Here is a 26,277-nt window from a genome sequence, read left to right on the forward strand (position 1 = left end):
ATTTTCATCCTATTACCGCTGGTCATCATAATTGCAGATTTGAATTGCCGCACCATTTTCCATAACCGAAAATCCATGTTTTTGATAAAATGGAACATTATTTTTATCTGCCGGCATTCCCTCAATATACAAAAAGTTTTTATATTTTTCTTTGATATATTCAATCATTTTACCTGCAATTCCTTTCCCCTGATATTCCGGACGTACAAGCACATAATGGACCTGTGCCAGCATCTCTGTATCATCCAGTACTCTGGTAAGCCCTATCAGCTTCTCACCATCCCACACAGTCAGGACCGTCGAAGAATTCATAAGTGCTTTATATAAACGCTCCGGATAATTTCCCGAAATCCAGTCAACCGATAAAAACAACTCCTGTACCTGTTCTTTTGTAAACTTTTTTTCTTCTGTATAGCGAAACATTTTTCTCTCCTTATCTCCGATGATCGCATTTCTGACACTGCGCCATCTCATTTTCACTATCTTCTTTATAGAAAATATCCGCCCACTGGCAGATACTCTGTAAAATAGGCACCACGAATTTTCCTTTTTCCGCCAGGGAATATTCCACCCGGGGTGGAATCTCATCATAAGATTTTCTGTCCACAATTCCATCCTCAATCAGATCCTTCAAGGTTGCTGCTAGCACAGCATCCGTAATATTGTACATTTCCCTGCGCAGTTCACTATAACGCAGCCTTCCACCTGCAGGCAGTACACAGATGATCCGGGATTTCCACTTTTCTCCAAAGATTGCCAGTCCATATTCCAGAGGACAGCGTATATCATCTTCCAATTTTTTCTTATATTTTGCCATAAAATAATCACCTTCAAGCTCTTTTTGCTTTATTATAGCCTGAAGGTGATCATTTTTAAAGTTACTATGAAATTTATTAGTAAGTCCTGAACTATATCTGTCAGAATTTACTTAGTCGTCCATACACTCCAGAAATAAGATTGTCCATACGCCTGAAATCCCTGCACTTTGTCACTAATTGCATGTATTCTTACATCATTGAAACTTTTCAAATATGGTACACTTTCCCAAAATTTACTATAAAACTGTTTTACAATCTCATATCTCTTATTTTGATCCATTTCAACTGACATATTTTCAAAAATTTGATCCATTTCTGCAGAATCTTCATCATTCCATCCGGTTATCCAGCCATTGGTTCCTGTCCATGGTTCAAATACCTGTGGATCCGGATTCATATCACTCCATCTTGAAAAAACAATATTCCATTTTCCGGCAGCTCTATAGTCATCATACGTTGCTGTATCATATACTTCCACTTCTGCATTGATACCAATTTTCTTTAACTGATCCTGAAGGACCAATGCTCCATTACTTGTATATAAATCGGACTTATCTGCCATAATGGTGATTTTTTCCCCATCGTATCCAGATTCTGCTACTAACTCTTTTGCTTTTTCGGTATCTTTTGCATTATATATTCCATCACCTGCCGATTCATCATACCAAATGCTTCCATTCTTAAACCATGAACCATCTTCTACAGACCAGAATTCCTGATCTCCTACCTGTGCTTTTGCCAGCGCCTCATTATCCACTGCATACGCCACTGCCTGGCGAAGTTCTTTCTTATCAAACGGGTCACTTCCACAGTTAAACGCAATTACACTGATTGTACCATTCTTACAAATAACAGGTGAAATCCCTGAATATTCTTCAATTTCCTTATATCTGTCTGTAGAAATTTCGTCTGCAAAATTATACAATCCACTTTCCAGACCTGCTATTCTGACACTCTCTTCCGGAACAAATTCAATGGTAATTTTATCAAGATATGGCGTCCTTTTTCCTGCTAACCCTGACAATTCTCCTTCTGCAGGGGTATAATATTCATTTCTTACCAATACGACTTTTTGATTCAGACTGATTTCCTCAAACATATATGGTCCCGTTCCAATATGCTCTGTAATGATATCTGCCTCAAATTTATCAATTATTGATTTTTTTCGCACAACCATTTTCTGACTGGAAACAGGAGATGCCATTGTATTAACAAGTGGCGCATATACTTCATTTAACTTAATCTGGATTTGATAATCCCCTGTAATTTCAACACTGGTAATTTTATCTCTCACAGAGATTCCTGCTGCATTTACGTTCAGCCATCTTTCCAAAGATGCTTTCACATCCTCTGCTGTCATTTCACTTCCATCAGAAAACAGCACTCCTTTTCTCAAATTGATCGTATATACTTTTCCATCTTCACTAATACTATAATCTTCTGCTAAATATGGAACTGCTTCTCCTTCTGCATTTGATTCAAAAAGTCCTTCATACACATGATTTGTAACAGCTGTCGTTTCCCATGATGTACCTTGATCAGAATCTAAATTTGCCGGCGCCGTTGCAAATGCAACTGTAATTTCTCCTCCATATTTATCTTCTTCACTCATTTCTGTTGTCTGCGCGCTTTCTTCCGCTTTCTTATTCCCACAGCCTTCAAATAACATTAGTGCCATAACGATCATTAACACTACTGAAACTTTCTTTTTTAATCTTTTTGTCATTTTTCTTCCTCACACAACAATCTTTTATTTTTCATATATTTCATTCAACGGTTACAAGAACGCACATAATGTGAATCGCTGAGTTTTTGTATAAAAGCCGGCTTTTCATTCACAATCTCCTGTACCCGTTGATAATTTTCTTCATAATTCCTCATCATTTCATCTTCATAGATCAGATTATTTTCTGACTGAGGCATTGATTTTAATAAAAGTTTCGTATATAAATGTGCTGGTTCCTCAAAGATTTCCTCTGTGGTTCCCTCTTCTACTATTTGTCCCATACACATCACTGCAATTCTGTCACTCATATATCTTACAACCGATAAATTATGTGATATAAAAAGATAAGCAAAATTATATTTCTTCTGCATTTCTTTTAACAGTTTTAAAATCTGTCCCTGCACCAGTAAATCCAATGCCGAAACTGCTTCGTCACAAATAATCAAATCTGGTTGTGTTGCAATTGCTCTCGCAATCGAAATGCGCTGTCTCTGCCCTCCTGAAAATTCATGGGGATACTTTTCCAAATCTTCCGTCTGTAAACCGACGCTCTGAATGAGTTCTTCTATAACCTGCCTGCTATTATCAACCGGCTCTCTGCGACAGGACACTGCTTCCTCTAATAATTTCTTTACTTTCATTCTGGGATTTAAAGATCCATACGGATCCTGAAAAACCATTTGTATATAAGGGCGCAATGGGCGAAAACTCTTGTTCGTCATTTTAGCCACATCATACCCTTTAAACCAAATTTCACCCGAATCTGGCTGCAAAAGCTTCATAATCAGTTTACCGGTAGTTGTCTTTCCACACCCCGACTCTCCAACCAGACCATACGTTTCCCCCTTTTTTATATAAAAAGAAAGATCATCGATAATTTTTGTATGCTGTTTTCCTGATATAACTTCTTTATTCAAATGATTTACTTGTAAAATAACATTATCTTCCAACATTTTCACTCTGTTCCTCTACATATTTCCAACATCGCACATAACCTTTCCCACTCTCTACACATGGCGGTTTCATTTTCAAACATTTTTCCATACAATATTCACAACGATTTGAAAATTTGCAACCCTGAATATCATCTCCTGGTCTTGGAACATTCCCTTCTACAATTACTAATTCTCCATCACCATTATTTAAATTATTGGCAGCTTCTATTAATTTCGCGCTGTATGGGTGCAGGGAACGTTTCATAATATCATCTTTAGCCCCTTCTTCTACAACTTCTCCTCCATACATAACACTGATCCATTCTGCCATCATGGAAATGACTCCCATATCATGTGAAATAATCAGCAATGCCATTTTATTTTTATGAATCAATCTTTTTAATACAATCAAAATCTGTTGCTGGATTGTTACGTCTAATGCCGTTGTTGGTTCATCTGCTATTAATAATTTCGGCTGACACGCAATTGCTATCGCAATTACAATCCTCTGCCGCATTCCGCCGGAAAGTTCATGCGGATAACTTTTCAGCACCCTTTCCGGATTTTTAATGCCTACGTCCTGCAATAATGTAATACACCGATTCTTCAATTCTTTCTTTGGCAATTTCAAATGCTCTTTCATCGGCGCCATAAGTTGCTGCTCAATTGTAAATACCGGATTTAAAGCTGTCATAGGCTCCTGAAAAACCATTCCTATTTCTTTTCCACAAATTTTTCTCAATTTTTCAGGTGGAAGCTCATTTAAACATATATCTTTAAAGAAAATCTTTCCCTCTGTAATTTTTATATTGGAGTCCAATAATCCGAGAATACTTAGAGCCGTCAGACTCTTTCCACAGCCTGATTCTCCAATGATTCCTACGGTCTCTCCCGGCTTTATCTCCAACGAGACATTTTCTGTTAATTTCAATTTTTCTGTTTTTGATTGCAATTCCAATGAAATATTTTCTATTCTTAATAAATTATCCATTTTTATCCTCTGTTGTTTTTGGGATCTAATATTTCCTGCAGCCCGTCTCCCAATATATTTAGTGCAAATACAATCCACGCAATAATAATCCCCGGAAATGTGATGATCCATGGTGCTACACTAATATAATTCCGGCCATCACTCACCATACCACCTAAGCTTGGTGTTGGAACTTTTATTCCTACTCCAAGGAAACTTAAAATAGATTCATGCAAAATCGCCATTGCAAATGTATAAACGATCTGTACCATAACCTGGGAAATAATATTCGGAATCACATAATGAAAAATAATATAAAAATCACTTTTTCCCAATGCTGTCACAGAATCCATATATTCTTTTCCCATAACCTGAAGTGTACTGTTTCTCGCGACTCTGGCTATTGACGGGAAATAAGATATCGACAAAGCAATTATAATATTCGTCGTTCCTGCCCCTAAGATACCTGCAAGTGTAATTGCAAGAATAATCGTTGGAAATGCCATGATACCATCGATAATTCCCATAATGAATTTTGCTGTTTTCGGATAATACGCTGCGCAAATTCCTGCAATCATTCCAACGATTCCGCTGATTGCCGACACTAATATTCCAATAAACAGTGATACCCGAATTCCTACAACTATTCTTGCAAATATATCCCGGCCAACATCATCTGTCCCCATGAGATGTTCTATTCCAGGTTTCTGAATACGAAGCAGCGGATTCGTTTCCAATGGATCAAATTTGCCAAATACACTTCCACAAATAATACTAAGCAGAACAGGAATACACAGCAAAACAATTCCTGTCACAACATATGAATTAAATTGTATCTTTTTTCTCTTATTCATCTTCATACCTAATTCTCGGATTAACTGCTACACACAATATATCCGTCACCATATTTACAATTATAAATATCATTGCTATAAATAATAATATTCCTTGTATTACTGGATAATCTCTTTTTAAAATCGATGTAATAGCCAGATTTCCAATCCCAGGAATATTAAAAATCTGTTCGATCACAACAGCTCCTGCCAGCAGTCCGGCAAAGCTGAAACCTATCACCACCAATATCGAAGCCATCGCATTTTTCAACCCAAAATAATAAATTACTTTATTTTCTTTCATCCCTGAAGCACGCGCTGTTCTCAGATAATCCTGTTTTAAAATATCCAGCATTGAGCTTTTCGTCATTCGTCCGATTTGTCCACTGTTCATAATACCAAGTATAATTCCAGGCAATATTAAATCATTTAAAGCAGTTCCGATTCCATAACTACTTATATTATGATACCCTGCAACAGGAAACAGCTGTAATTTAACCCCAAACATCTGTATCATAATAATCGCAATCCAAAACGCCGGAATCGAAATAGAAATTAATGATAAAAGTGAGATTATTTTTTCTATATGATCCCCGTGGTGTTTCGCCGAAACTACCCCCAGCGGTATTCCTATTATAACACTGATCACCGTTCCTATTACCGCCAGTAAAAATGTGGGCTCAATCCGTTTTAAAATAATATCCAATACAGGTTCTGACCAGCAAATAGATTCTCCAAAGTCTAATTTCACAACTTTTTTTATCCATATAACAAACTGTTCTGTAATAGGTTTATCAAGATTTAAGCGTTCATTCATAACGGAAATCTGTTCTTCGGTTGCTCTGTCCCCCAGCATCGTTCTGACCGGATCCCCTGGCATAATATGAATAACAAAGAATGAAAAAATCATAACTATTATAATCAAAGGAATTGACTGTAATATTCTGTGATAAATATATTTAACCATTTTCTGTCCTCATCAATCTTTTTCATTTCTTTATTTGCCTATTTCAAAAAACTGTTCACCAATATTTAGCGAACAGTTTCCTGAAATGTCTTATTTTATTCCTGCATTCTTACTCTGTCATCAAATTCATCCAGTCTGCGTCCATAGCTTTCATATGGATCAAACTGTTCTGTAAATCCAGCTTCACGCAAGCGCTCTTCAATTGCTTTCTTTTCTGCCACATTTGCCACAGGATCAACCGTCATATACACTCCATATGCTACTGTATGGAACATTTCTGCCGGCATGGAAATTCCGACTTCTCCTTCTCCATAACCACCATATTTACGTGCACCTTCGCAGAACAATGATAAATTGATATCATTATTATAAAACGGCTTCGCTAACATATCTCCGCACATTGCCTGATTTCCAACAAAAGTGACATGCTTTGGTGTGCCATAGGTATATGCATACCCTTGGAAGATACGCATGGCCTGTAAAGTGTTGCAAACAACCAATACAAGATCCGGCTGTTCTATATCTTCTAATTTTCCGATTTCCACACCGTATACCTGATGATTAAGAAAATGCATATCTTCTACAACAGCATGTGCTACAGACTTACTATTATATAAACCGCAGCCTGCATAACTCTGTCCTGCCGCAATAGTCGGATGTGCTTTCTTTACACCAATTGCCCCTGCTCCATAATCACAGGTAATATGCTCTGCATCTGCCTTTATATGTAATCCTTCAAATCCTCTTCGTCCCAACAGACAGGTTGTCCCTTTTTGTTCCGGTAAATCCAACGCTTCGTAATCTTCTTTAAATTCAATAAACCGAACCCCGACAACATTGCGCTGCAAATTCAAAATATTTTTAAAATATAGCAGTTCATTACTTCTCTCAATCATTATACTACCTCATTAAATTTTCTTTTTCCTTTATTCGCTTTATTGACCCATAAAACACCAATTCCAAGGAATGTCATAACCAAAGAAACAAGTGGTGATAAATAGTTCAAATATGCATATGGTGCAAACTCTAATCCAGAGATTCCAAGTGTTGCCATACAGAAAGCTCCAAAAGTCGTCCATGGCATCAACGGTGCCAGCATCAATGAACCTTCTGTTACCAGACGTGCTAACATTGAACGTTCCAAACCACGTTTATCAAATTCATGTTTATAAACAGTTCCATTCAGAATTAATGAAAGATATACTTCGCTAAATGCTGCTGCTGCAACAAATGAAGTGAATAATACAATTAAAGCAAGGGAACCAACTGAATTTACCTTTTTCAGTAAACCTTCAATAATGGCATTCAGATAACCGCACTTATCCAGAAGACCTCCCATAGCAATTGCTAAAAATGCTACTGAGAATGTCCACAGCATATTCTGCAGACCACCTCTGTTCAAAATCGGGTCTACATAATCTGATCCGGTTTCAATTACAAAACCTGCATTCAGTGATTCCAGGCATGCCGGTAAGCTTTGTCCCTGAAAAATCATTGCTACGGCAAAGCCAATTACAATTGCAATTGCCATACTAGGTAATGCCGGGAATTTCTTAACGGATAAGATAATGAGTACAACAATCGGTATCAATACAATTGGATTTAAATTGAAATTATCTGCCAGTACGGATTGTGTTTCTTTTATTACTTCATAATTCATACTTACTGATCCATATTTTAATCCAGTAACTGTAAACAGCACGAATGCTACGATATAAGCCGGAACCATCGTAATGATCATTGCCTTCAATGTTGAATACAATTCAGTCTCTGCAGACATAGATATCAGGTTCGGTGTATCTGACACTGGAGACATCTTATCTCCAAATGCTGCTCCTGATACAATCATACCTGCTGTAATCGGCAACGGAATTCCCATTCCCTGACCGATTCCTACCAGCGCAATTCCTACTGTTCCTACTGTTCCCCAGGATGTTCCTGTACATAATGCAGTAACACTACATAATACAAAACCTGCAGGTAAAAAAACTTTTGGGCTGATCAGTTTCAGTCCATAATAAATAATTGCAGGAACGGTTCCTGCCATCATCCATGATGCTATAATTCCCCCAATAGCTACAAAGAACAACAATCCGGTTGTTCCATTTTTTAAGCTATTAGCCATAATTTCAACAAGCTCATCAAAAGAATACTTTAATGCAAATTTAGATATCACACATATTAAAGTAATAATTATAATCAGACATGTCGGTACTGAAATTGACTTCGATAACATGACCCCTACAAACATAACTGCTACAATCATTAATAATACAGCTACACCTAAACCGAATGTAGCCTGTTTACTTTTCGTAGCTTCCATTTTTTCATTTTTTCTCTCTTCCACGTAAATACTCCTTTAAATCTCAATTATTTTTTCAATATATATCCTCTTTTCAGGATGATGTTTTACCTTCCCTCCTTTCTTTTAAATAAACTGTCCACTATAAAATGAATTTCATTATAGTTAACCTACAAAAAAGTATACTTTTTTGCAATCTCCCCCTCCTTTTATAATAGGTTCAATCTGCTCTTCATTATATACTTTCATATCCATTTTTTCAACCAAAAGATCGTGTCAAATCATAAAAAAACTCGCCACAATGCCAGTTATTTCCAGACATTATAGCGAGTTTATTTTTCTCAGGCTGTCAAAGATAAAATCTTAGCCTGAAGGTAACTATTTTTAAAGTAACTATAAACTTTATTAGTAAGTCCTGGATTCAATTTAATTTCTTTCTTATTGTCCGCACCAGGTGTTGTGACAATGACTTTGGACGGTGTGATCACAAGTGCTCCCTTTGCAGTCGCTGTACCCTTGAACATATCTTCAACCATAGCCTTGAATGTGTCTACAACCGCTCCCTCTGTGACATATTCCGCAGTTCCTTTGATCTGATATCCTTCCAGATTCTGTGCATCGTATACAGAAATGGTGATTTTTCCATCATTTGCTTTGATGTTGTTCAGGGTTGTTTCAAGGAAAACATCTCCGACTACAAGCTTTCCATCCTCTGTGACATCCTTAAACGCAACCGGAACCGCATTCGGCTCTCCATCTGCACAGGTTGCAAGATCCCACATTCCACTCTTTAATAATTTGATGACTGATTCGTTTAACATTTCATATTCCTCCTGTTGTTTGTTCGTTGATATATTTATGTTAACGAATCCGCTCTTGTTTTGGAAAATATTAGCAAATTTATAAGTCACTATGAAGTTTCATAGTGAAGAATCTAAAAACAAATCCAGCATATTATCCAGATACAATTCTTCTCTCACATGCAACTGATATTCCGGCTTTGTCATATAATACAGTAGAAATTCCAGAACCAGCGCACTTCCAAGTCCCCTGCCTTCGATCTTAAAATTTGTAAATCCCATCGGTAAATAAATATTTTTGATGTCATCCACGCTGATAAATCCTGGATTTGTCATTGCTTTTGAAAAACGGTAGCCTTCTTTCGCATTCGGCGCAGTACATCTGTGTTCCTCTCCATCTTCTCCAAGATTTTTCCGGCTCACATCTTCATAACATCGCTTTCTGTCCCTGCAGCCGAACCAGCAGCATTCATTACACAGAAATTCGACTTTATCCTTCTGACCTTCTGATAATGTATTCCATTTATCCAGTACCTTATTCAGACGGAAATCCGGCACGACATACCGGAAATCCTTTCTCTGTATTTCCCGCAGACACTCCTGAAACTCCGTCAGAACCTTCGTGGTAGATGAAACAAAATATAATCCGGGATAATTCTTTTTCAAATAATCCAGCAGCAGATCCGAACACACGATCACACCGTTTTTCTTCCCTGCACTTTGTTCAAACAACACACAAAGCTTATTGCATCTCTGATCCGCAAGATGCTCTTCTCTAAGCAATGAATTACTAAATGTCAGGCGCGCAGAAATTCCATACTCCTGCGTAAGTGTAAACACTCCTTCCGGATCTGCTTCTCCCGCCTCCACGCGTCCACCGCCCCACAGACAGTCCTCGGGTGCTCCATAAACAGAACCGATTTCACACCAATCGTAAAAATACTCTCTGTGTGTATAAAATAGTGGCAGAAACCTCCTGTACAATTCATAAAATTCAAACAAGCCCGGAAGGTGATAATATGCCACATTTCTCTTTTCCTGACTTTGAAAACGATCATTACTCATTTGACACTCCTATATAGCTTTAATACCCCTAAAATTACCATATTTTTCAGACGATTGTCAAACTATCTTCACGCTATTTTATTTTTCATTCCATCCGAGAAATCATCCACACAATACCACGATATCATCGAAATGTTTCTTGCCGCCTGCTTCGCATCTGGTGTATAGTAAAATTAATTATTTTAAAGAATCGGGGAATGAGTTATGAATTACGCATTTACAAACGGAATTATTCTGGACGGTACCAGAGACATGAAGCCACAGACAAACCTCTGTATTCTGGTCCAGGATGGCAAAATTAAAGACATTGTACCAGATACCACGGATCTTCATGATTACAAAATTGTTGATCTTCACGGGCACTATATTCTTCCTGGTCTGATCAATATGCACGTTCACCTTGCCGGAAGCGGAAAACCACAGAAAAAGCAGCGCGATAACGAGAAGCTGGTCCATACCATCATGAGTTCTTCTCTTACCCGTGCAATCGCCTATAAGATGGTAGCCGGATTTGCAAAGGATGAGCTGCTTGGCGGTGTCACAACAATCCGGACCGTCGGAGGACTTGGCAGCTTCGACACCCGGCTGCGTGACGAGATCGAAGCCGGAACCAAAACCGGACCACGTATCCTTGCTTCCAACCAGGGAATCTCGGTTCCGGGTGGGCATATGGCAGGATCGGTTGCTGTTGCCGCCTCCTCCATTTCTGATGCGCTTGCACACCTTGAACAGTCCGAGAAGGAAAAGGTCGACTTGATCAAACTCATGATCACCGGAGGCGTATTAGATGCCAAAGAAAAAGGCGTTCCGGGTGAACTGAAAATACCGCCGGAAATGGTTCGTGCTATCTGCGAAAAAGCGCACGCCGACGGTTATCTGGTTGCTGCCCACGTCGAATCTCCGGAAGGTGTCCGAGTCGCTCTGGAAAATGGTGTTGACTCCATCGAACACGGTGCAAAACTAAGCGAAGATATGATACAGCTATTCAAAGAACGGGATGCATTCCTCTGTACCACGATTTCACCGGCTCTGCCTTATGCGCTCTTCGACCGCTCCATCACCAATGCAACAGAGGTAGAACAATACAACGGAAATGTTGTTTTCGAGGGAATCGTTGACTGTGCCAAAGCTGCTCTTGCAAATGATATCCCGGTTGTTCTCGGCAATGATGTCGGCTGCCCATGGATCACACAGTATGATTTCTGGCGTGAGCTTTATTATTTTCACAAATATGTGGGTGTTTCCAATTCTTTTGCCATTTATACGGCAACAAAAAGGAGTGCCGAGCTTGCAGGGATCGGAAATCTTACCGGTTCGATTGAAAAAGGTAAATTTGCAGATCTGATCGTGACAGCGAAGAATCCACTGGAGGATCTGAAAGTACTGAGGAATCTGGAAATGGTGGTTGCAAAAGGGAAGGTGATCGAACATCCAACGGTTAAGAAGAGGAAGAATGTTGAAGCGGAACTGGATAAATTTTTGTAAACGGTAAGGGACGCCACACCAGACAAAAATATCCTCTCCAGATTCTATGTGCAAGGCATTCCGATGAGCCTCTGAAAGCGAAAATTATGTCAGCAATGGCTTCCATAATTTCTGAGTCTCATCTCCATTGCACATACATGAATCTGGAGAGGATATTTTGTCTGGTGTGGCTGTGTACCTGGTTAACGAAAATTTATCCGTGTTTTCTTCAATTTTTTCCTGTTATACTGCAAAAAAGAATCTGTATACTTCAGAAATATGAATACAGATTCTTTTCAAAATTGCTCAATAAAAAATTAAAAGCAAGCAAAACGATAAGCCGGGTTATGTCGTGGACGTTCATCTATCCAGTTCTGCTGTTGCCAGCAGACTCAAGCGACCAACCTGAAGCATGACGGGCCGCCATACCACTTCTTTTCGGTCTTGCTTCGGATGGGGTTTACATATGCCCTGTGTGTTACCACCCAGGCGGTAGTCTCTTACACTGCCCTTCCAACCTTACCTGCATCTGCAGGCGGTACATTTCTGTTGCACTATCCTTAGAGTCACCTCTACCGGACGTTATCCGGCATCCTGCCCTGTGAAGCCCGGACTTTCCTCGTCTGCGGCCTTTCGGCACTTGCATCCGCGAACGTCTGTCTTACTTGCCTTAGATACTTTATCACATTTTTTTATCAGTGTAAAGGGAATTCTTCTACACGCCCGGATCAATCTGCAGCTCATTTCCATCGGCTGCTGTTGTTGCCAGAGTATCGCACCGCTCATTCTGCGGGTGTCCGTCATGTCCTTTTACCCAGTTGAAGTTCACCTGGTGCGGTTTTTTGGCTTCCAGTAGGCGCTTCCACAGATCGGTATTCTTAACAGGTTCATTCTTCCCACGCTTCCAGCCTTTTTTGATCCATCCTTCGATCCAGTGCTGGTTAAATGCATTAACTACATATTGGGAATCCGAATAAAGCTCTACCTCACATGGTCTGTTGAGAGCTTCCAGTCCGCGGATAACGGCCATCAGTTCCATCCGGTTATTCGTTGTCCGCACATAGCCGCCGGAAAGCTCTTTGACATGAAGTTCTCCCTTTGGATCCACATATTCGAGAACAACGCCATATCCTCCCGGTCCGTCCGGATTGCCTCTTGCTGCTCCATCTGTATAAATACTGACTTTCATAGTCTGTCTCCTTATCATCCTCCGGTCTGCATCCGTCCATTTTTCTATCTTAGAAAATATGTCCATCCAAAACCGGTTATAAATTCAATTCAAATGTCTGTCCCTTTTCCCGGATCCGCATGATCTTGTCCCTGTACAGCTCTGATACTTCCATTCCGGCAAGCCGGTCCTGCACCTCGTACTGCTTCCACATATGCATCGGAAATACAATCTTCGTATCCGTATGCCGCATATACCAGTCAAAGCCCCAGTAAAACTGCTCTTCCTGTCTCGGGTCAAGCACGACAAATGCAAAATCGATCTTCTCACCGGCCAGCGTTTCAATCTCCTTTTGATAATCGCCGCGCATCATCCGGTTATACGCATCATCTTCCTCTTCCCAGTGCCACCAGTTCAGATCCCCTGCATGATAAATGATCCTGTCTTCGCATCTTACCAGAAAGGCAACCCCTTCATCGGTTGAACGCAGACTTTTTACCTTTGTATCCCCGACAGTAATCTCATCCCTTTTTCGCATGAAATGTTCCGATTCACGCTGCTCCTTTTTCGCAATTCTGATATCCTTCGGGAAAATATATTCCACATCCGGATACACATCCGCAAGCTTCAGGATCTCTCTGTTAAAATGATCCGGATGGGAATGGCTGGCAAACACCAACAGCTTCTTCGCTGGATCAAACTCCGGCATCGTTCCTTCATAATAGTCAAATAATAGAATATGGGATTCCAGTTCCACTGAAAATCCGCTGTGTCCGATATACGTCACCCTCATCTGTCTGCCTACTCCTCAACATCATCATGTTCACCGACTGCCGTCTCTGTCGCATAAACAATCTCCGGAAGAACATATTCCAGACACTCTTTAATGATCTTCGGACTTCCTGGAAGATTGACAATCAGGGATTTACCCCGAATACCTGCTGTTCCTCTCGTCAGCATTGCCCTTTTTCTGGTCCGTGTCATAAAAAGACGCATCGACTCTCCAATCCCCGGAATCTCCTTATCGACCACTGCCTTTGTCGCTTCCGGAACACAGTCCTCTTCTCTGCATCCGATCCCACCGATCGTAAGGATCAGATCTGCCATCTGTGCATCCGCGATCTTCGCAAGGATCTTGCGGATAACCTCCCTGTCATTTGGTACCGGCTGTACAAGCTCTGTCTTGAAGCTGACCTGATCGAGCACTCTTCGCACGATTGGCGAACACGTATCATCCTTCTGTTTTCTGTATATCATGGTGTCTGCTGATACAATTGCTACTTTCATAGATGTCCCTCTTTTCTTTTCTCCTCACGTATAGATTTCATGGTATCTTATATGACCATTCATTCCATGAAAATGTATCCCCTAACGTATAGACTTTAGTATAACATACTCTCGGATTGCCATGCAAGTTTCCCGCCGCCAATCGAATTGATTTAAGAAAAATTTTAGATAATGATGCAAACCATACCTCCGTTGCTGTCATTGACGATCTTCTGCATGGTGTCCTGCAGTTTTGCCTGACTTTCATCTCCGATCATGGCGATCTTGTTTCGCACGCCATCCATCACCAGCTCTTCGATCGATTTTCCGAAAATATTGGTTCCCCAGACTCCATCCGGGCTCTTTGCCGCCTCATTAATATAATTTACCAGATCCTTTGCCTGCTGCTCACTCCCCACGATCGGTGCGATCTCGGTCTCAATGTTAGCTCGGATCATATGGATAGAAGGTGCTTCCGAACGGATCTTTACTCCGTATTTATTGCCCTGCCGGATTACCACTGGATCGTCCAGCCGGATTTCTTCTCTTGTCGCGCTGACTACACCGTAGCCTTTCATTTTAACCGAAGCAAGTGCATCTTTGACACTTTCATATTCTTTCTGGAGCATGGCAAGATTACGCACTGTATGGATCAGATCATATTCCCCGCTAATCTGCGTTCCGGTCAGATCACTTAACATTTCATAATAACAGCCATCTTCCACCTTGATTTCAACCGAGATCTCACCGGTATCCATGGACACACCTGTTACATTTACTGCATTTATGTAGGTACTCTGCTCCGGCTTCCGGATCTCCATCGCATCCCGGATTTCTCCGATTCTGCCCATGACTTCTCTTGCATAAGATACCAGCTCTTCCCGGACCTTGTGATCTGCTGTAAGTATTTCCACCCATTTTGGAAGGAAAAATTTTACTTCTGTGACCGGAAATGCAAAGAGCACATTTTCCATGATCCGGTGGATATCTTCTTCCCGTAGCTGTTCACAGTTGACCGGAAGTGCCGTTACCTGATATTCTTTCTGGATTTCTTCTGCCACGTTTTTTGCCTCTGCGCTGTACGGTTTCCGGGTATTGACCAAGACCACGAACGGCTTGCCAATGCTTTTCAGCTCCTGGATCGTTTTCTTTTCTGCCGCCCGGTAGCTGTTTCTGGGAAGCTCTCCGATACTTCCGTCTGTCGTCACAACAATCCCGATCGTGGAGTGGTCATGGATTACCTTTTTCGTCCCGATTTCTGCCGCCTTTGTAAACGGAATTTCTTTTTCGTTCCACGGCGTTTTCACCAGACGTTCTGCTCCATTTTCCATGTGACCGGCGGCTCCCTCCACCATATAGCCCACACAATCGATCAGACGCACCAGCACACTCACATCCTTTGCGAGCTGGATTTCGGCAGCTTCTTTTGGCACAAATTTCGGCTCCGTTGTCATGATGCTCTTCCCTGACGCAGACTGCGGAAGCTCATCCACCGTCCGCTCTTTTGCATGCTCATCGGTCATTTTCGGCAGCACCAGCACATCCATAAAACGCTTGATAAAGGTTGATTTGCCACTCCGTACCGGTCCTACCACACCCAGATAGATCTCTCCATTCGTCCGGCACTGTATATCCTTGTATAAATCAAATGTATCCATACACTGTCCCCCTTTGATTGCTGATACAGTGTATGCGGGCTTTCCCCTGTTTAGAACAACTATACTGCCAGTTCACTTTTACTTTCTTGCCATCAATTTCAAAATCGGGTATGATAAATGGTAACAAAAAAACGTATTACAGGCACGTAATGCCTTTCATTTATCAGAAAATCTTATCGGGATTTTCTTACAGTCAAAAAAGGAGGTATCCTATGCACGTAGGAAGAAAAGCACAGAAAAGAGAAAAAAAAGCCATGTCTGTCTCCCTGTACGGGAATCTGTTTTTCGTTATCGTTGAGATCGTCATGGCAATCTACACCAGTTCCCAGGCAGTTCTTCTGGACGCAATCTATGACGGAGTCGAGTTCTGCATGCTCCTGCCGTCGCTTTTTCTGATTCCGCTACTTTACAAGCCATCCAATGAAAAGCACCCGTTCGGTTATATGCAGATTGAATCTATGTTTGTCGTTGTCAAGGGCATTACCATGACTGGCGTTACCGTCGGGCTGATCCTGAACAATATCGAAATCATGATCCATGGTGGCAGAAAAGTCGCTTTTGATACCATTGCCTGGTTTGAATTATTTGCATTTTTTCTGGGAATTACCGTATCCATTTATCTCCAATATAAGAATCGTCTGATGGATTCCCCAATGATCACAATGGAAATGGAAGGCTGGGAGATCGACAGTATTGCCTCTTTCGGTATGGCAATTGCCTTCTTTCTTCCGGTTCTGCTGCCTTTTCCATGGTTCAGACCCATAACACCTTATCTTGACCAGATCATTACCGTCACCCTGTCCATCTTTATGCTGCCGACGCCGATAAAGACGGTAATAACCGGACTTCGGGATCTGTTCCTGATCCCGCCGGAGGAAGAGACTGTTGAGGAAATTAAAGAAACGATCGAACCTGTCCTAAATGCCTATGGTTACAAAAAACTCTACTATGACATTCTCCGTACCGGAAGAAAGCTCTGGATCAGTGTTTACATCACCTTTGACAAAGATCTGGTTTCCATTACCCGGTTTAAGATCGTACAGAATTTCTGTATCCAGGCTCTTGCGAAAAAATATACGGATTTTTATTTTGAACTTCTGCCGGATATTGTGTTTACCACGGATGATGAGGCATTGACCAATCATATCGTAAACCAGTCGGAAAAAGTGGATCAGAATGCAAAATTTGCAGACTGAATTATCTGATCCTTATTCTTTAAAAATACTCATTTTCCAAGAAAAGCTGCCTTAATCGGCAGCTTTTCCTTTAAATTCTTTGATTGGATTCTTGATAAATTTTATGTACTGCTTTCTCAGCCATTCGATCAGCTTCGTCAAATACCGAAGTACCGGCTCGGTCGCAATAGAGAATATTACAAAAAGCATAATGCATTTTCTGGACATCCCCGTAATCGCAAATAACTGTGGCAGGAAGATACTGCATCCTAACAGTCCGATCACGCATCCGATCCAGACGATCATACGCAGTGCATTCATCGGCTGGCAGATCCGGTAAAGGATCATGAATCCGACAATTGCAAGCAGCATCGTCGCCGCCGTAGAAATATCTTTGGATGCAACTCCGAACGTCTGTCCAAATACAACCAGCGCACCAACCGCAAGTACATCCGTAAGTCCTGCCGGAAGTGCCTTTAAGAACACATTAGTCAGGAAGTGTCCCTTAATGATATCCCGGTTCGGCTGCAGTGCCAGGAAGAATGCCGGAATACCGATCGTATACATGCTGATCAGCGATACCTGGGATGGCTCCAGCGGATAGGTAATCATAAAGACTGCCGAGAAAATTGCAAGCAGGAAGGAAAAAATATTCTTCACCAGGAACAGACTTGCTGAACGCTGAATGTTATTGACAACTCTTCTTCCTTCCAGAACAACCTCCGGCATCCTTGAAAAATCGGATTCCAGAAGTACCACCTGGGACGCCTGGACCGCCGCATCGCTTCCTGATGCCATCACCACCGAACAGTCTGCATCCTTCAGGGCAAGTACATCATTAACACCATCACCGGTCATAGCGACCGTCATTCCCTGCTTTTTCAGTGCCTGCACAAACTGTCTTTTCTGTTCCGGAATTACCCTTCCGAAGACCGTATATTTGCTCACCGCAAGGGCAATATCTTCTTCGGTCTTTAATGTTCCCGCATCCACGTAATTCTCTGCGCCTTCAATTCCGGCCTGCTTCGCAGTCTCCGATACGGTGATCGGATTATCACCCGAAATAACTTTTATCGCAACACCCTGGTCCGCAAAATATTTGAAAGTCGCAGGCGCTTCTTCCCTGACTTTATTGAGAAGGAGGACATAACCAAGCGGCGTTACCGTTCCAGTCAGCGGCTTACCATCCGGCTCTCCATCATAGCTTCCAAATACCAGTACACGGAACCCCCTGGACGTATACTGCTCTATTCTTCCCTGATACTTTGTATAATCCTCACGCAGGACAAATTCCGGTGCACCAAGCACATATGCCTGATCTTTGAAAATTACTCCGCTGTATTTGACCGTGGAAGAAAAAGGAATCACTTTTTCCGGCACTTTATCTGAATGCTCTGTAAAATGTTCTTGCATCGCATGCATCGTGCTGTTATCCGCGTCCATTCCTTTGACAAAATCGCCGATCATCCGGTTCAGATCCGGCATCTTTTCTTCGTCATAGGCCTTGGCTTTCACCACTTCACTGACACACATACTGTCTTCTGTGATCGTACCTGTCTTGTCAACACAAAGCACATTTACCCGCGCCAGAGTCTCGATACTCTTCATATCATGGAGCAATACCTTTTTCGATGCAAGACGCATTGCACTTACCGCAAGTGCCACGCTTGCAAGAAGATATAATCCTTCCGGGATCATGCCGATCACTGCAGCAACCATGGAGATAATACTCTGCCGGAAGCTGTCGTGATTATAGAAATAACTCTGCACAAACAAAATGATTCCTATCGGGATCAGTGCGATTCCGACCATTTTTACCAGCTTGTCCAGGGAACGGATCATCTCCGACTGTTCCCCCTGCTGCATGGCTTTTGCTTCCAGAGTCAGCTGTGAAATATAGGAATCCGCTCCAACCTTGTCCAGGCGTGCATGACAGCTTCCTGATACCACAAAACTACCTGACATCAGACGGTCTCCACGCTTTTTCGTGATCTCATCAGATTCACCGGTAAGTAAAGATTCATTGACCTGAACCTCGCCAGCCTCAACAACCGCATCTGCACAGATCTGGTTCCCTGCACGAAATACAACAATGTCGTCCACAACCAGCTGATCCGCCTCCAGATTCAGCGATACCCCTCCACGGATTACTTCTGCGTGCGGTGCATTCAGCATGGTCAGCCTATCCAGTACTTTCTTGGAACGGATCTCCTGAATGATCCCGATCAGTGTATTGCAGATGATGACCGGCAGGAATGTCAGATTTCGAAAAGAACCTACCAGGCACAGCAGAATCGCCAGAATCAGAAAGATCAGGTTGAAATAGGTAAATATATTATTATGAACAATCTCTTTTGTCGTAAGTCCCGGTGAAGCAACCTCATCATTGGTCCAGCCATTCTCTTCCCTTATCCGGATCTGCTCGGGATTAAGACCTACCCGGTAGTCTGGAACCACACGCTGGATCTCGCCGCGAACGACTTCTTCCTCTTGTGTTTCTTTTTCTTTTTTTCCGAATTTCATACAAAAAATCCTCCTGTATACACGTCATTATACGCCTATACGGAAGGATTTTCCATTAAGACTTTATGAAATTTCTTTGAAACTTTAATCCCACGGAAGGTTACTGTATTCGCTGCGCCCGTCACGCATCATCAGTTCACTTACCGCATCCTTTGCGGGTTTGCCTTCAAAAAGTACCTGGTTGACCTTTTCCACGATCGGCATGGATACCTCATATTTTTCAGCCAACTCTCTTGCCGCTTTTGCTGAATACACGCCCTCGACTACCATCTTGACCTCAGCCATCGCTTCTTCCATCGTCATTCCCTCACCGATCAGAACACCTGCCTTACGGTTACGGCTGTGCTTACTTGCACAGGTGACGATCAGATCGCCGATTCCGGTAAGTCCGGTAAAGGATTCCAGCTTTCCACCCATCTTTATACCCAGCCTTGTAATCTCTGCAATTCCTCTGGTGATCAGAGCAGCTTTGGTGTTATCCCCATATCCGAGTCCATCTGCAACTCCGGCTGCAAGTGCAATGACATTTTTCAGGGAGCCACCAAGCTCAATTCCTTTGATATCCGGACTCGTATAAACGCGGAACACATCATTCATAAAAATTTTCTGCAGATAAATGGCGGTTTCTTCTGTCTCTGCTCCGACTACAACCGTTGTCGGAAGTTCGCGGCTTACTTCTTCCGCGTGACTTGGACCTGAAAGAACAGCTACATTTGCCTGCGGAATCTCTTCTTCAATCTGCTCGGAAAGTGTCTTTAAAGTACCCTCTTCAATTCCTTTTGCCACATTGACCAGAATCTGCTCTTCCTTTACATACGGGCACATTTTCTTCGCCGTAGCTCTGGTTGCCATAGACGGAACTGCAAGAACGACCACATCTTTTCCTTCCACGCTTCCCTGCAGATCTGTTGTGATCTCGATCTCCTCCGGGATATGAACGCCCGGAAGCTTACTTGGATTTTCCCGCTTCTCCCTGATCTCATCTGCTTCTTCTTTTAAATAAGACCAGATGGTTACATGATGTCCGTTTTTATTCAGTACCAGCGCCAGGGCCGTTCCCCAGCTTCCTGAACCGATAACTCCGATTTCTGCCATAATTATTACCTCTTATTTTTTCTTTTTTGAAAAACTGATCTTGCTCTCTGTACCATTTCTCAGACGTCCGATATTCGCACGGTGGCGGATAAATGCAGAGAGAACAAAAAGCGCTCCGATTCCATACATTTCAAACAGATACTTCTGCGCCATTCCAAACATTCCCATCTGTCCGTCAATAACAAGTCCGACAAGGAACAGTACGGAAATCACCAGCGATCCCAGTGATACATAACGTGTCACGGCAACAATTACAATAAACACAATCAGACATACTGCCGCAATCCGAATATCTGTAGATAAGATCATACCTGCCGTAACTGCAATTCCCTTTCCGCCCTTGAACTTCAGATAGAATGGAAAATTATGTCCGAGCACTGCCCCAAAACCTGTATACAGCGAAAGGAGCGGTAAAATATCTGCGTGAGACTGTCCGTAAATTCCGCGGACCACCAGAACTGCGATCACGCATTTGAAGCAGTCACCTAGCAGGGTGATCATTCCGGCTTTGATTCCCATGGTGCGAAGTGCATTGGTAGAACCTGCATTTCCGCTTCCCATCTTGCGGATATCTACTCCCTGAGTTTTTCCATAGAAATAGCCGGTCTGAAACAGACCAAATATATAGCCGATCAGCAAACATACAAGACGTTCCATCTTATTTGTCCTTCTCCTTTCTCTCCCTGATAAAGAATTTAAGAGACGTTCCACGGAAACCAAACGCTTCACGGATCTTATTCTCCAGATATCTCGTATAAGAGAAATGCATCAGTTCTTTATCATTTACAAAGATGACAAATGTCGGCGGTTTGACCGCTACCTGGGTAATATAGTAAAGTTTCAGCCGTTTTCCCTTATCTGACGGCGGCTGCTGCATTGCAACAGCTTCGGTCATGATCTCGTTAAGGACACCCGTAGCCACACGGAGTGTCTGGTTCTCAATAACGGTGTCGATCATGTCAAAGAGCTTCGGAAGTCTCTGGCCTGTCAGTGCAGACACATACATGATCTCTGCGTAAGGCAGGAAAGACAGCACCATCCGGATCTGATGCTCATATTCCCTCGTGGTCTTATCGTTCTTTTCAATGGCATCCCATTTATTTACAACGATGATGACACCTTTTCCACGCTCATGTGCGATTCCTGCGATCTTGGCATCCTGCTCGGTTACTCCTTCTGCCGCATCGATCACAACTAGGACCACATCCGCTCTTTCTACTGCCGTAACTGTGCGGATAATACTGTAGCGTTCCAGTTCCTCTTTGATCTTATTCTTACGGCGAAGTCCTGCTGTATCAATAAATACATATTCTTTTCCATTGTGTATTACTTCCGTGTCAATGGCATCTCTTGTAGTTCCGGCAATATCGGATACGATCACACGGTCTTTTCCGATCAGACGGTTGATGATCGAAGATTTCCCAACGTTCGGTTTTCCAACGATTGCAACTCTTGGACGGTCATCTTCTTCTTCCTGTCCTGCCCCTTCCGGAAAATGTGCCAGAACCTTATCCAGCATATCTCCGATTCCAATTCGTTCCGATGCTGAGATCGGAACCGGATCTCCGATTCCCAGATTATAAAATTCATACACATCCGGCATCATCTTGTTGAAATTGTCCACTTTGTTGACAACAAGGATGACTGGCTTGTGGGAGCGGCGGAGCATATCTGCCACTTTTGAATCGGAATCTACAAGTCCCTGCTTTACATCTGTCATAAACAGGATCACATCTGCAGTATCAATGGCGATCTGTGCCTGTTCTCTCATCTGGGAAAGGATCACATCACGGCTGTCCGGCTCGATTCCACCGGTATCGATCAACGTAAATTCTTTATCGAGCCAATTCACTTCTGCATAAATTCTGTCGCGGGTAACACCCGGCGTATCTTTAACGATTGCTATCTTTTCTCCTGCCAGTGCATTAAAAAGCGTCGACTTTCCAACGTTCGGCCGCCCTACAATGGCAACAACTGGTTTACTCATATTTTCTTCCTCCTGATATTTATTCGGAATTCTGCTTCTATATCATACTAGATTTCTTCAAAAAATGCAATTTTTTAACGCCTCTTTCTTGTCATTGCTTTTAAATAATGGTATAAAAGATAGGTAAGATTAGATAAACAGCGCGTAAAACGCTTATTATAAGGAGGCACTCATGACAAATATCGAACTTATGGAAAAAGCTCTTCCGACAGCACCACTTAAAATTGCTGCTCTGGAAAGTTGCAAGGATCTGGCAGAAAAAGTGGATCAGTACATCGTATCGTTCCGCAAAAATTCTCTGCATGACTTTCTGGATCCTGCAATCTATTCATCTTATGAAGCAGATTCTTATCTTGCAAAGAACAGTTGCCCACGTTTTGGTTCGGGGGAAGCAAAGGGAATGTTTGGCGAAAGTATCCGCGGAAAAGATCTCTTTATTATGGTGGATGTCTGCAACTACAGCCTGACATACACAGTAAACGGACATATCAATCATATGTCACCGGATGATCACTATCAGGATCTGAAGCGTATCATCTCCGCTTCTACAGGAAAGGCACACCGTGTAAATGTAATTATGCCATTCCTTTACGAAAGCCGCCAGCACAAGAGAACCAAACGCGAATCTCTGGACTGTGCAATGGCTCTGGAAGAATTAACCGCAATGGGTGTATCTAACATTCTGACATTTGACGCACACGATCCGCGTGTACAGAATGCGATCCCACTCAATGGTTTCGACAGCTTCAACCCTCTGTACCAGTTCATCAAAGCTCTGTTTAAAGCAGAACCGGATCTGAAAGCAGACAAAGACCATCTGATGATCATCAGCCCGGATGAAGGTGCAATGCAAAGAGCCGTATACTTCTCCAACGTACTCGGTGTTGATATGGGTATGTTCTACAAACGCCGTGATTATTCTACCATCGTAAATGGTAAAAATCCGATCGTTGCACATGAATTCTTAGGTGACGATGTACATGGAAAGACCGTTATCATCATCGATGACATGATTTCTTCCGGTGAAAGTATGCTGGATGTTACCAGGCAGTTAAAAGACCGCGGTGCTGAGCGTGTATTTGTATGTACTACTTTTGGTCTCTTCACAGAAGGTCTTGACAAGTTCGATGAATATTATGAAAAGGGCTATCTGGACAGACTGATCACAACCAATCTGACCTATCTGCCTCCTCAGCTTCATGATAAACCGTATTTCATTGAAGCAGATATGAGTAAGTTCCTTGCACTGATCATTGATTCGATGAATCATTCTACATCTATTAGTGCGGTTATGAATCCAACGGATAAGATTCATGATTTGCTTGCGAAGAGAAATATGAGATAAATTTTGTTGGCGGGATAGTAAGGATATATTAGCGAACAGACGCCGCAAAAGAACCATAAAACAGGACAGCTTCCTTTGTGCAAACCATTCCGATGAGCCTCTGAAAGCGAAAATCGTGTTCAACAATGGCTTCCACGATTTTTGAGTCTCATCTCCATTGCACAAAAATGGAATCTGTCCTGTTTTATGGTTCTCTTGCGGCTGTTTGTTAGTATATTTTTACTTTTCTGGCAAACAAGAAGCTCTTTTTTATATCATATTATTTTGAAAATACTGCATCATTTTTTGTAAGAAGATATATACAGTATTGATTCATACTAATTCCTTCTTTTTGAGAGTGTTCTGCTAGAGATCTATGGAGACTTCTTGGAATCCTTAATTTGAACTGTCCAGAATAATTTTCCAAGCTGTCTGGTTCATATATCTCAATTCTTTCTTCTAATGCTGCTTCAATCCAAGTTCTTTTTGCATCTAATGCATTTTGTACTGCACTTTCTATTGTCTCGCCACAGGTAATACACCCTGGCAAATCTGGATATGAAACTACAAATCCACCTTCCTCTTCATCCTCTACAATTTCCATTCGATAAGGCATTTTCATATATTCATTCAGCGTTTTCATCTTTCCTCGTCTCACTTTCTACTATCTGTCTTACCATTTCTACATATACTTTTTTGATCGGTTCATGCTTTGGTATTGTAACTGGCATACAGCCACACTTTCTGAATGTATAATGACTGCTTCCTCCCTTGGGCGAATTCATTTCATCACCATAGCTTTCCAACACTTTCCGCAGTTCATCAAACCGGATGTCTTTTGATAAATTACATATCTGCATTATCAGTTTATCCCATTTTGACATTATTTATCTCTCCTTTTATTATGAATGGTGTCATATATGGTGTCAAGCTATTATGGCATATGCGCAGAAATTAACTAAAATGCCGTAAAACCAATATCTTTCATGGTTTTACGGCATTCTTATTTATCGTATTTACTTATACTGTCCTGTCCCCATCAAAGAATTCCTGTCCGGTCGGGTATGTATAGGAATCTCCGATTTCATGGAGAAGGACGACTTTTAATTTATTATTCAGTGTTTTTTTATCCAGCTTGATTGCTTCGGTAAGCTGTGGGAGTGGGACATCGGCTTTTACCGGAAGTTTATAAGCTTCCAGGACTTTCCGGATGTGCTCGGCTTCGCCTTTTTTGGTAAGTCCTTTCTCTTCAGCAATCTTTGTGATCTGGTACATTCCGATGGCTACGGCTTCACCGTGGCTTTCTCTTTCATAGTGAAAGTGCTGCTCAATGGTGTGGGCAAGGGTATGTCCGAAGTTCAGGAGAATCCTCTCTCCGGTATCAAACTCGTCTTCTTCCACAACGTGGCGTTTGATATCGACACATGTTGCGATCACATCGGTTAAATGCTCTTTCAGATTCTCATAGCATCCGCATTTTTCCAGAAGATCAAAAAGCTTGCGGTCTTTGATGCATCCGTATTTGATAACCTCCCCCATGCCATCCGTCACGTAACGCTCCGGCAAGGTTTCCAGTACATCCGGATCGATCAGTACCATCTTCGGCTGATAAAAAGCACCTACCAGGTTCTTACCCTGTGGAAGATCGACTGCAACTTTTCCACCAACAGAAGAATCTACCTGTGCAAGAATGGAAGTTGGAATCTGTACGAACTTGATTCCTCTAAGAAAGGTCGCTGCCACAAATCCGGCAAGGTCTCCTACCACTCCACCACCAAGTGCAACGATCAGGTCTGTTCTGGAAATCTTTGCTTCCAGAAGAGAACTGTATACCCCCGGAAGGGTTTCGAATGCTTTTGACGGTTCTCCATGTGGAATCACGGTTTCCGCACACTCATATTTTTCAGAAAGATTTTTCTTAAGCGCTTCTCCGTAATAAGAATAAACTCTGTCATCGGAAATGATCATGATCTTTGATCCCTGATATACTTCCGCTATTCTTTCTGCCGCTTCTTTCAGAATTCCTCTTTCAATATAGATCGGATAGCTGTGTTCCTTTAAATCTACCGTCATTTTCATCGTTTTGTTCCGTTACTGAAAACTTATAAAAAGTTACAAACTTCTATGTTTCATTCCTACTTTAACGAGTATGCTTTTGATGATATAAATATCTATCTACTCACAAGTTCTTGTACTCTCCA

The 26,277-nt window shown here is 41.9% G+C and carries 25 protein-coding genes and 1 other RNA gene; 3 read left to right on the forward strand and 23 right to left on the reverse strand.

Annotated features, from left to right (window positions below; all coding sequences use genetic code 11):
* Positions 1-12 precede the first annotated feature (12 nt).
* From PGW42_RS13765 to PGW42_RS13815, 11 genes are all read right to left on the reverse strand, one after another.
* Positions 13-474 carry a GNAT family N-acetyltransferase gene (locus PGW42_RS13765; protein WP_270203841.1) on the reverse strand — a complete coding sequence of 154 codons (462 nt, stop codon included), beginning with the start codon at positions 472-474 and terminating at the stop codon, positions 13-15.
* Positions 434-817, reverse strand: coding sequence for a winged helix-turn-helix transcriptional regulator (locus tag PGW42_RS13770; RefSeq protein WP_270203840.1), 384 nt, complete (start codon positions 815-817; stop codon positions 434-436). The genes PGW42_RS13765 and PGW42_RS13770 overlap by 41 nt, the downstream gene beginning before the upstream one ends.
* A 107-nt stretch (positions 818-924) precedes the next feature.
* A complete protein-coding gene (locus PGW42_RS13775; RefSeq protein ID WP_270203839.1) occupies positions 925-2,544 on the reverse strand; it encodes an ABC transporter substrate-binding protein in 1,620 nt (539 codons plus the stop codon).
* 44 nt (positions 2,545-2,588) lie between these two features.
* Positions 2,589-3,497 (reverse strand): ATP-binding cassette domain-containing protein, encoded by a 909-nt coding sequence (locus tag PGW42_RS13780; RefSeq protein WP_270203844.1) that lies wholly within the window; start codon positions 3,495-3,497, stop codon positions 2,589-2,591.
* Positions 3,484-4,470: an ABC transporter ATP-binding protein gene (locus PGW42_RS13785; protein ID WP_270203838.1), complete on the reverse strand. Its 987-nt coding sequence runs from the start codon at positions 4,468-4,470 to the stop codon at positions 3,484-3,486. Before PGW42_RS13785 ends, PGW42_RS13780 begins: the two co-directional genes overlap by 14 nt.
* 2 nt (positions 4,471-4,472) lie before the next feature.
* Positions 4,473-5,309, reverse strand: a complete 837-nt coding sequence (locus tag PGW42_RS13790) for an ABC transporter permease (protein ID WP_270235157.1) — start codon at positions 5,307-5,309, stop codon at positions 4,473-4,475.
* A complete protein-coding gene (locus PGW42_RS13795; protein WP_270203836.1) occupies positions 5,296-6,249 on the reverse strand; it encodes an ABC transporter permease in 954 nt (317 codons plus the stop codon). The genes PGW42_RS13790 and PGW42_RS13795 overlap by 14 nt, the downstream gene beginning before the upstream one ends.
* A 95-nt stretch (positions 6,250-6,344) precedes the next feature.
* The gene (locus PGW42_RS13800) at positions 6,345-7,145 is read right to left on the reverse strand and encodes a DUF169 domain-containing protein (RefSeq protein WP_270203835.1); all 801 of its coding nucleotides are present in this window, start codon (positions 7,143-7,145) and stop codon (positions 6,345-6,347) included.
* Positions 7,145-8,596: a Na+/H+ antiporter NhaC gene (gene nhaC / locus PGW42_RS13805; protein ID WP_270203834.1), complete on the reverse strand. Its 1,452-nt coding sequence runs from the start codon at positions 8,594-8,596 to the stop codon at positions 7,145-7,147. Before nhaC ends, PGW42_RS13800 begins: the two co-directional genes overlap by 1 nt.
* Positions 8,597-8,892: 296 nt before the next feature.
* Positions 8,893-9,372 carry a pyridoxamine 5'-phosphate oxidase family protein gene (locus PGW42_RS13810; protein ID WP_270203833.1) on the reverse strand — a complete coding sequence of 160 codons (480 nt, stop codon included), beginning with the start codon at positions 9,370-9,372 and terminating at the stop codon, positions 8,893-8,895.
* Between the two features lie 99 nt (positions 9,373-9,471).
* Positions 9,472-10,416, reverse strand: coding sequence for a hypothetical protein (locus tag PGW42_RS13815; protein WP_270203832.1), 945 nt, complete (start codon positions 10,414-10,416; stop codon positions 9,472-9,474).
* Between the two features lie 204 nt (positions 10,417-10,620).
* On the opposite strand from PGW42_RS13815, the gene PGW42_RS13820 reads away from it, so the two are divergent.
* Positions 10,621-11,901: an amidohydrolase family protein gene (locus tag PGW42_RS13820; RefSeq protein ID WP_270203831.1), complete on the forward strand. Its 1,281-nt coding sequence runs from the start codon at positions 10,621-10,623 to the stop codon at positions 11,899-11,901.
* A gap of 299 nt (positions 11,902-12,200) precedes the next feature.
* Here PGW42_RS13820 and rnpB read toward each other — a convergent pair.
* From rnpB to spoIVA, 5 genes are all read right to left on the reverse strand, one after another.
* An RNA gene (gene rnpB / locus PGW42_RS13825) (RNase P RNA component class A) lies at positions 12,201-12,548 on the reverse strand.
* A 47-nt stretch (positions 12,549-12,595) separates the two neighbouring features.
* Complete coding sequence (rnhA, locus tag PGW42_RS13830) at positions 12,596-13,069, reverse strand: ribonuclease HI (RefSeq protein WP_270203830.1); 474 nt, start codon at positions 13,067-13,069, stop codon at positions 12,596-12,598.
* Between the two features lie 76 nt (positions 13,070-13,145).
* Entirely contained in the window at positions 13,146-13,841 is a 696-nt protein-coding gene (locus PGW42_RS13835; RefSeq protein WP_270203829.1) for an MBL fold metallo-hydrolase, read from the reverse strand.
* A gap of 8 nt (positions 13,842-13,849) precedes the next feature.
* Positions 13,850-14,335: a MogA/MoaB family molybdenum cofactor biosynthesis protein gene (locus PGW42_RS13840; protein WP_117834041.1), complete on the reverse strand. Its 486-nt coding sequence runs from the start codon at positions 14,333-14,335 to the stop codon at positions 13,850-13,852.
* Between the two features lie 164 nt (positions 14,336-14,499).
* Complete coding sequence (gene spoIVA, locus PGW42_RS13845) at positions 14,500-15,972, reverse strand: stage IV sporulation protein A (RefSeq protein ID WP_055155641.1); 1,473 nt, start codon at positions 15,970-15,972, stop codon at positions 14,500-14,502.
* A 212-nt stretch (positions 15,973-16,184) separates the two neighbouring features.
* Here spoIVA and PGW42_RS13850 point away from each other — a divergent pair, with 212 nt between their 5' ends.
* Complete coding sequence (locus tag PGW42_RS13850) at positions 16,185-17,168, forward strand: cation diffusion facilitator family transporter (protein ID WP_270203828.1); 984 nt, start codon at positions 16,185-16,187, stop codon at positions 17,166-17,168.
* A 51-nt stretch (positions 17,169-17,219) separates the two neighbouring features.
* Here PGW42_RS13850 and PGW42_RS13855 read toward each other — a convergent pair whose 3' ends face one another.
* The 4 genes from PGW42_RS13855 to der all read right to left on the reverse strand — a co-directional run bounded on the left by PGW42_RS13855 (position 17,220) and on the right by der (position 22,752).
* On the reverse strand, positions 17,220-19,670 hold the full coding sequence (locus PGW42_RS13855; RefSeq protein ID WP_270203827.1) for a cation-translocating P-type ATPase: 2,451 nt from the start codon (positions 19,668-19,670) through the stop codon (positions 17,220-17,222).
* Positions 19,671-19,754: 84 nt separating this feature from the next.
* Entirely contained in the window at positions 19,755-20,765 is a 1,011-nt protein-coding gene (locus PGW42_RS13860; protein WP_117823131.1) for an NAD(P)H-dependent glycerol-3-phosphate dehydrogenase, read from the reverse strand.
* A 12-nt stretch (positions 20,766-20,777) separates the two neighbouring features.
* On the reverse strand, positions 20,778-21,422 hold the full coding sequence (gene plsY, locus PGW42_RS13865) for a glycerol-3-phosphate 1-O-acyltransferase PlsY (RefSeq protein WP_117823129.1): 645 nt from the start codon (positions 21,420-21,422) through the stop codon (positions 20,778-20,780).
* Position 21,423: 1 nt separating this feature from the next.
* The gene (gene der / locus PGW42_RS13870; RefSeq protein WP_270203826.1) at positions 21,424-22,752 is read right to left on the reverse strand and encodes a ribosome biogenesis GTPase Der; all 1,329 of its coding nucleotides are present in this window, start codon (positions 22,750-22,752) and stop codon (positions 21,424-21,426) included.
* Between the two features lie 172 nt (positions 22,753-22,924).
* Here der and PGW42_RS13875 point away from each other — a divergent pair, with 172 nt between their 5' ends.
* Positions 22,925-24,097, forward strand: a complete 1,173-nt coding sequence (locus tag PGW42_RS13875; RefSeq protein ID WP_008374954.1) for a ribose-phosphate pyrophosphokinase — start codon at positions 22,925-22,927, stop codon at positions 24,095-24,097.
* Between the two features lie 259 nt (positions 24,098-24,356).
* Here PGW42_RS13875 and PGW42_RS13880 read toward each other — a convergent pair whose 3' ends face one another.
* The 3 genes from PGW42_RS13880 to aroB all read right to left on the reverse strand — a co-directional run bounded on the left by PGW42_RS13880 (position 24,357) and on the right by aroB (position 26,155).
* Positions 24,357-24,719, reverse strand: coding sequence for a type II toxin-antitoxin system HicB family antitoxin (locus PGW42_RS13880; RefSeq protein WP_008374952.1), 363 nt, complete (start codon positions 24,717-24,719; stop codon positions 24,357-24,359).
* Positions 24,703-24,960: a toxin HicA gene (locus tag PGW42_RS13885; RefSeq protein ID WP_055155647.1), complete on the reverse strand. Its 258-nt coding sequence runs from the start codon at positions 24,958-24,960 to the stop codon at positions 24,703-24,705. Before PGW42_RS13885 ends, PGW42_RS13880 begins: the two co-directional genes overlap by 17 nt.
* 136 nt (positions 24,961-25,096) lie before the next feature.
* Entirely contained in the window at positions 25,097-26,155 is a 1,059-nt protein-coding gene (aroB, locus tag PGW42_RS13890) for a 3-dehydroquinate synthase (protein ID WP_270203825.1), read from the reverse strand.
* Positions 26,156-26,277: the final 122 nt, after the last annotated feature.

Origin of the sequence: Coprococcus sp. TM115-187, from assembly GCF_027679115.1 — a bacterium.
Classification (GTDB): Bacteria; Bacillota; Clostridia; order Lachnospirales; family Lachnospiraceae; genus Allocoprococcus; species Allocoprococcus comes.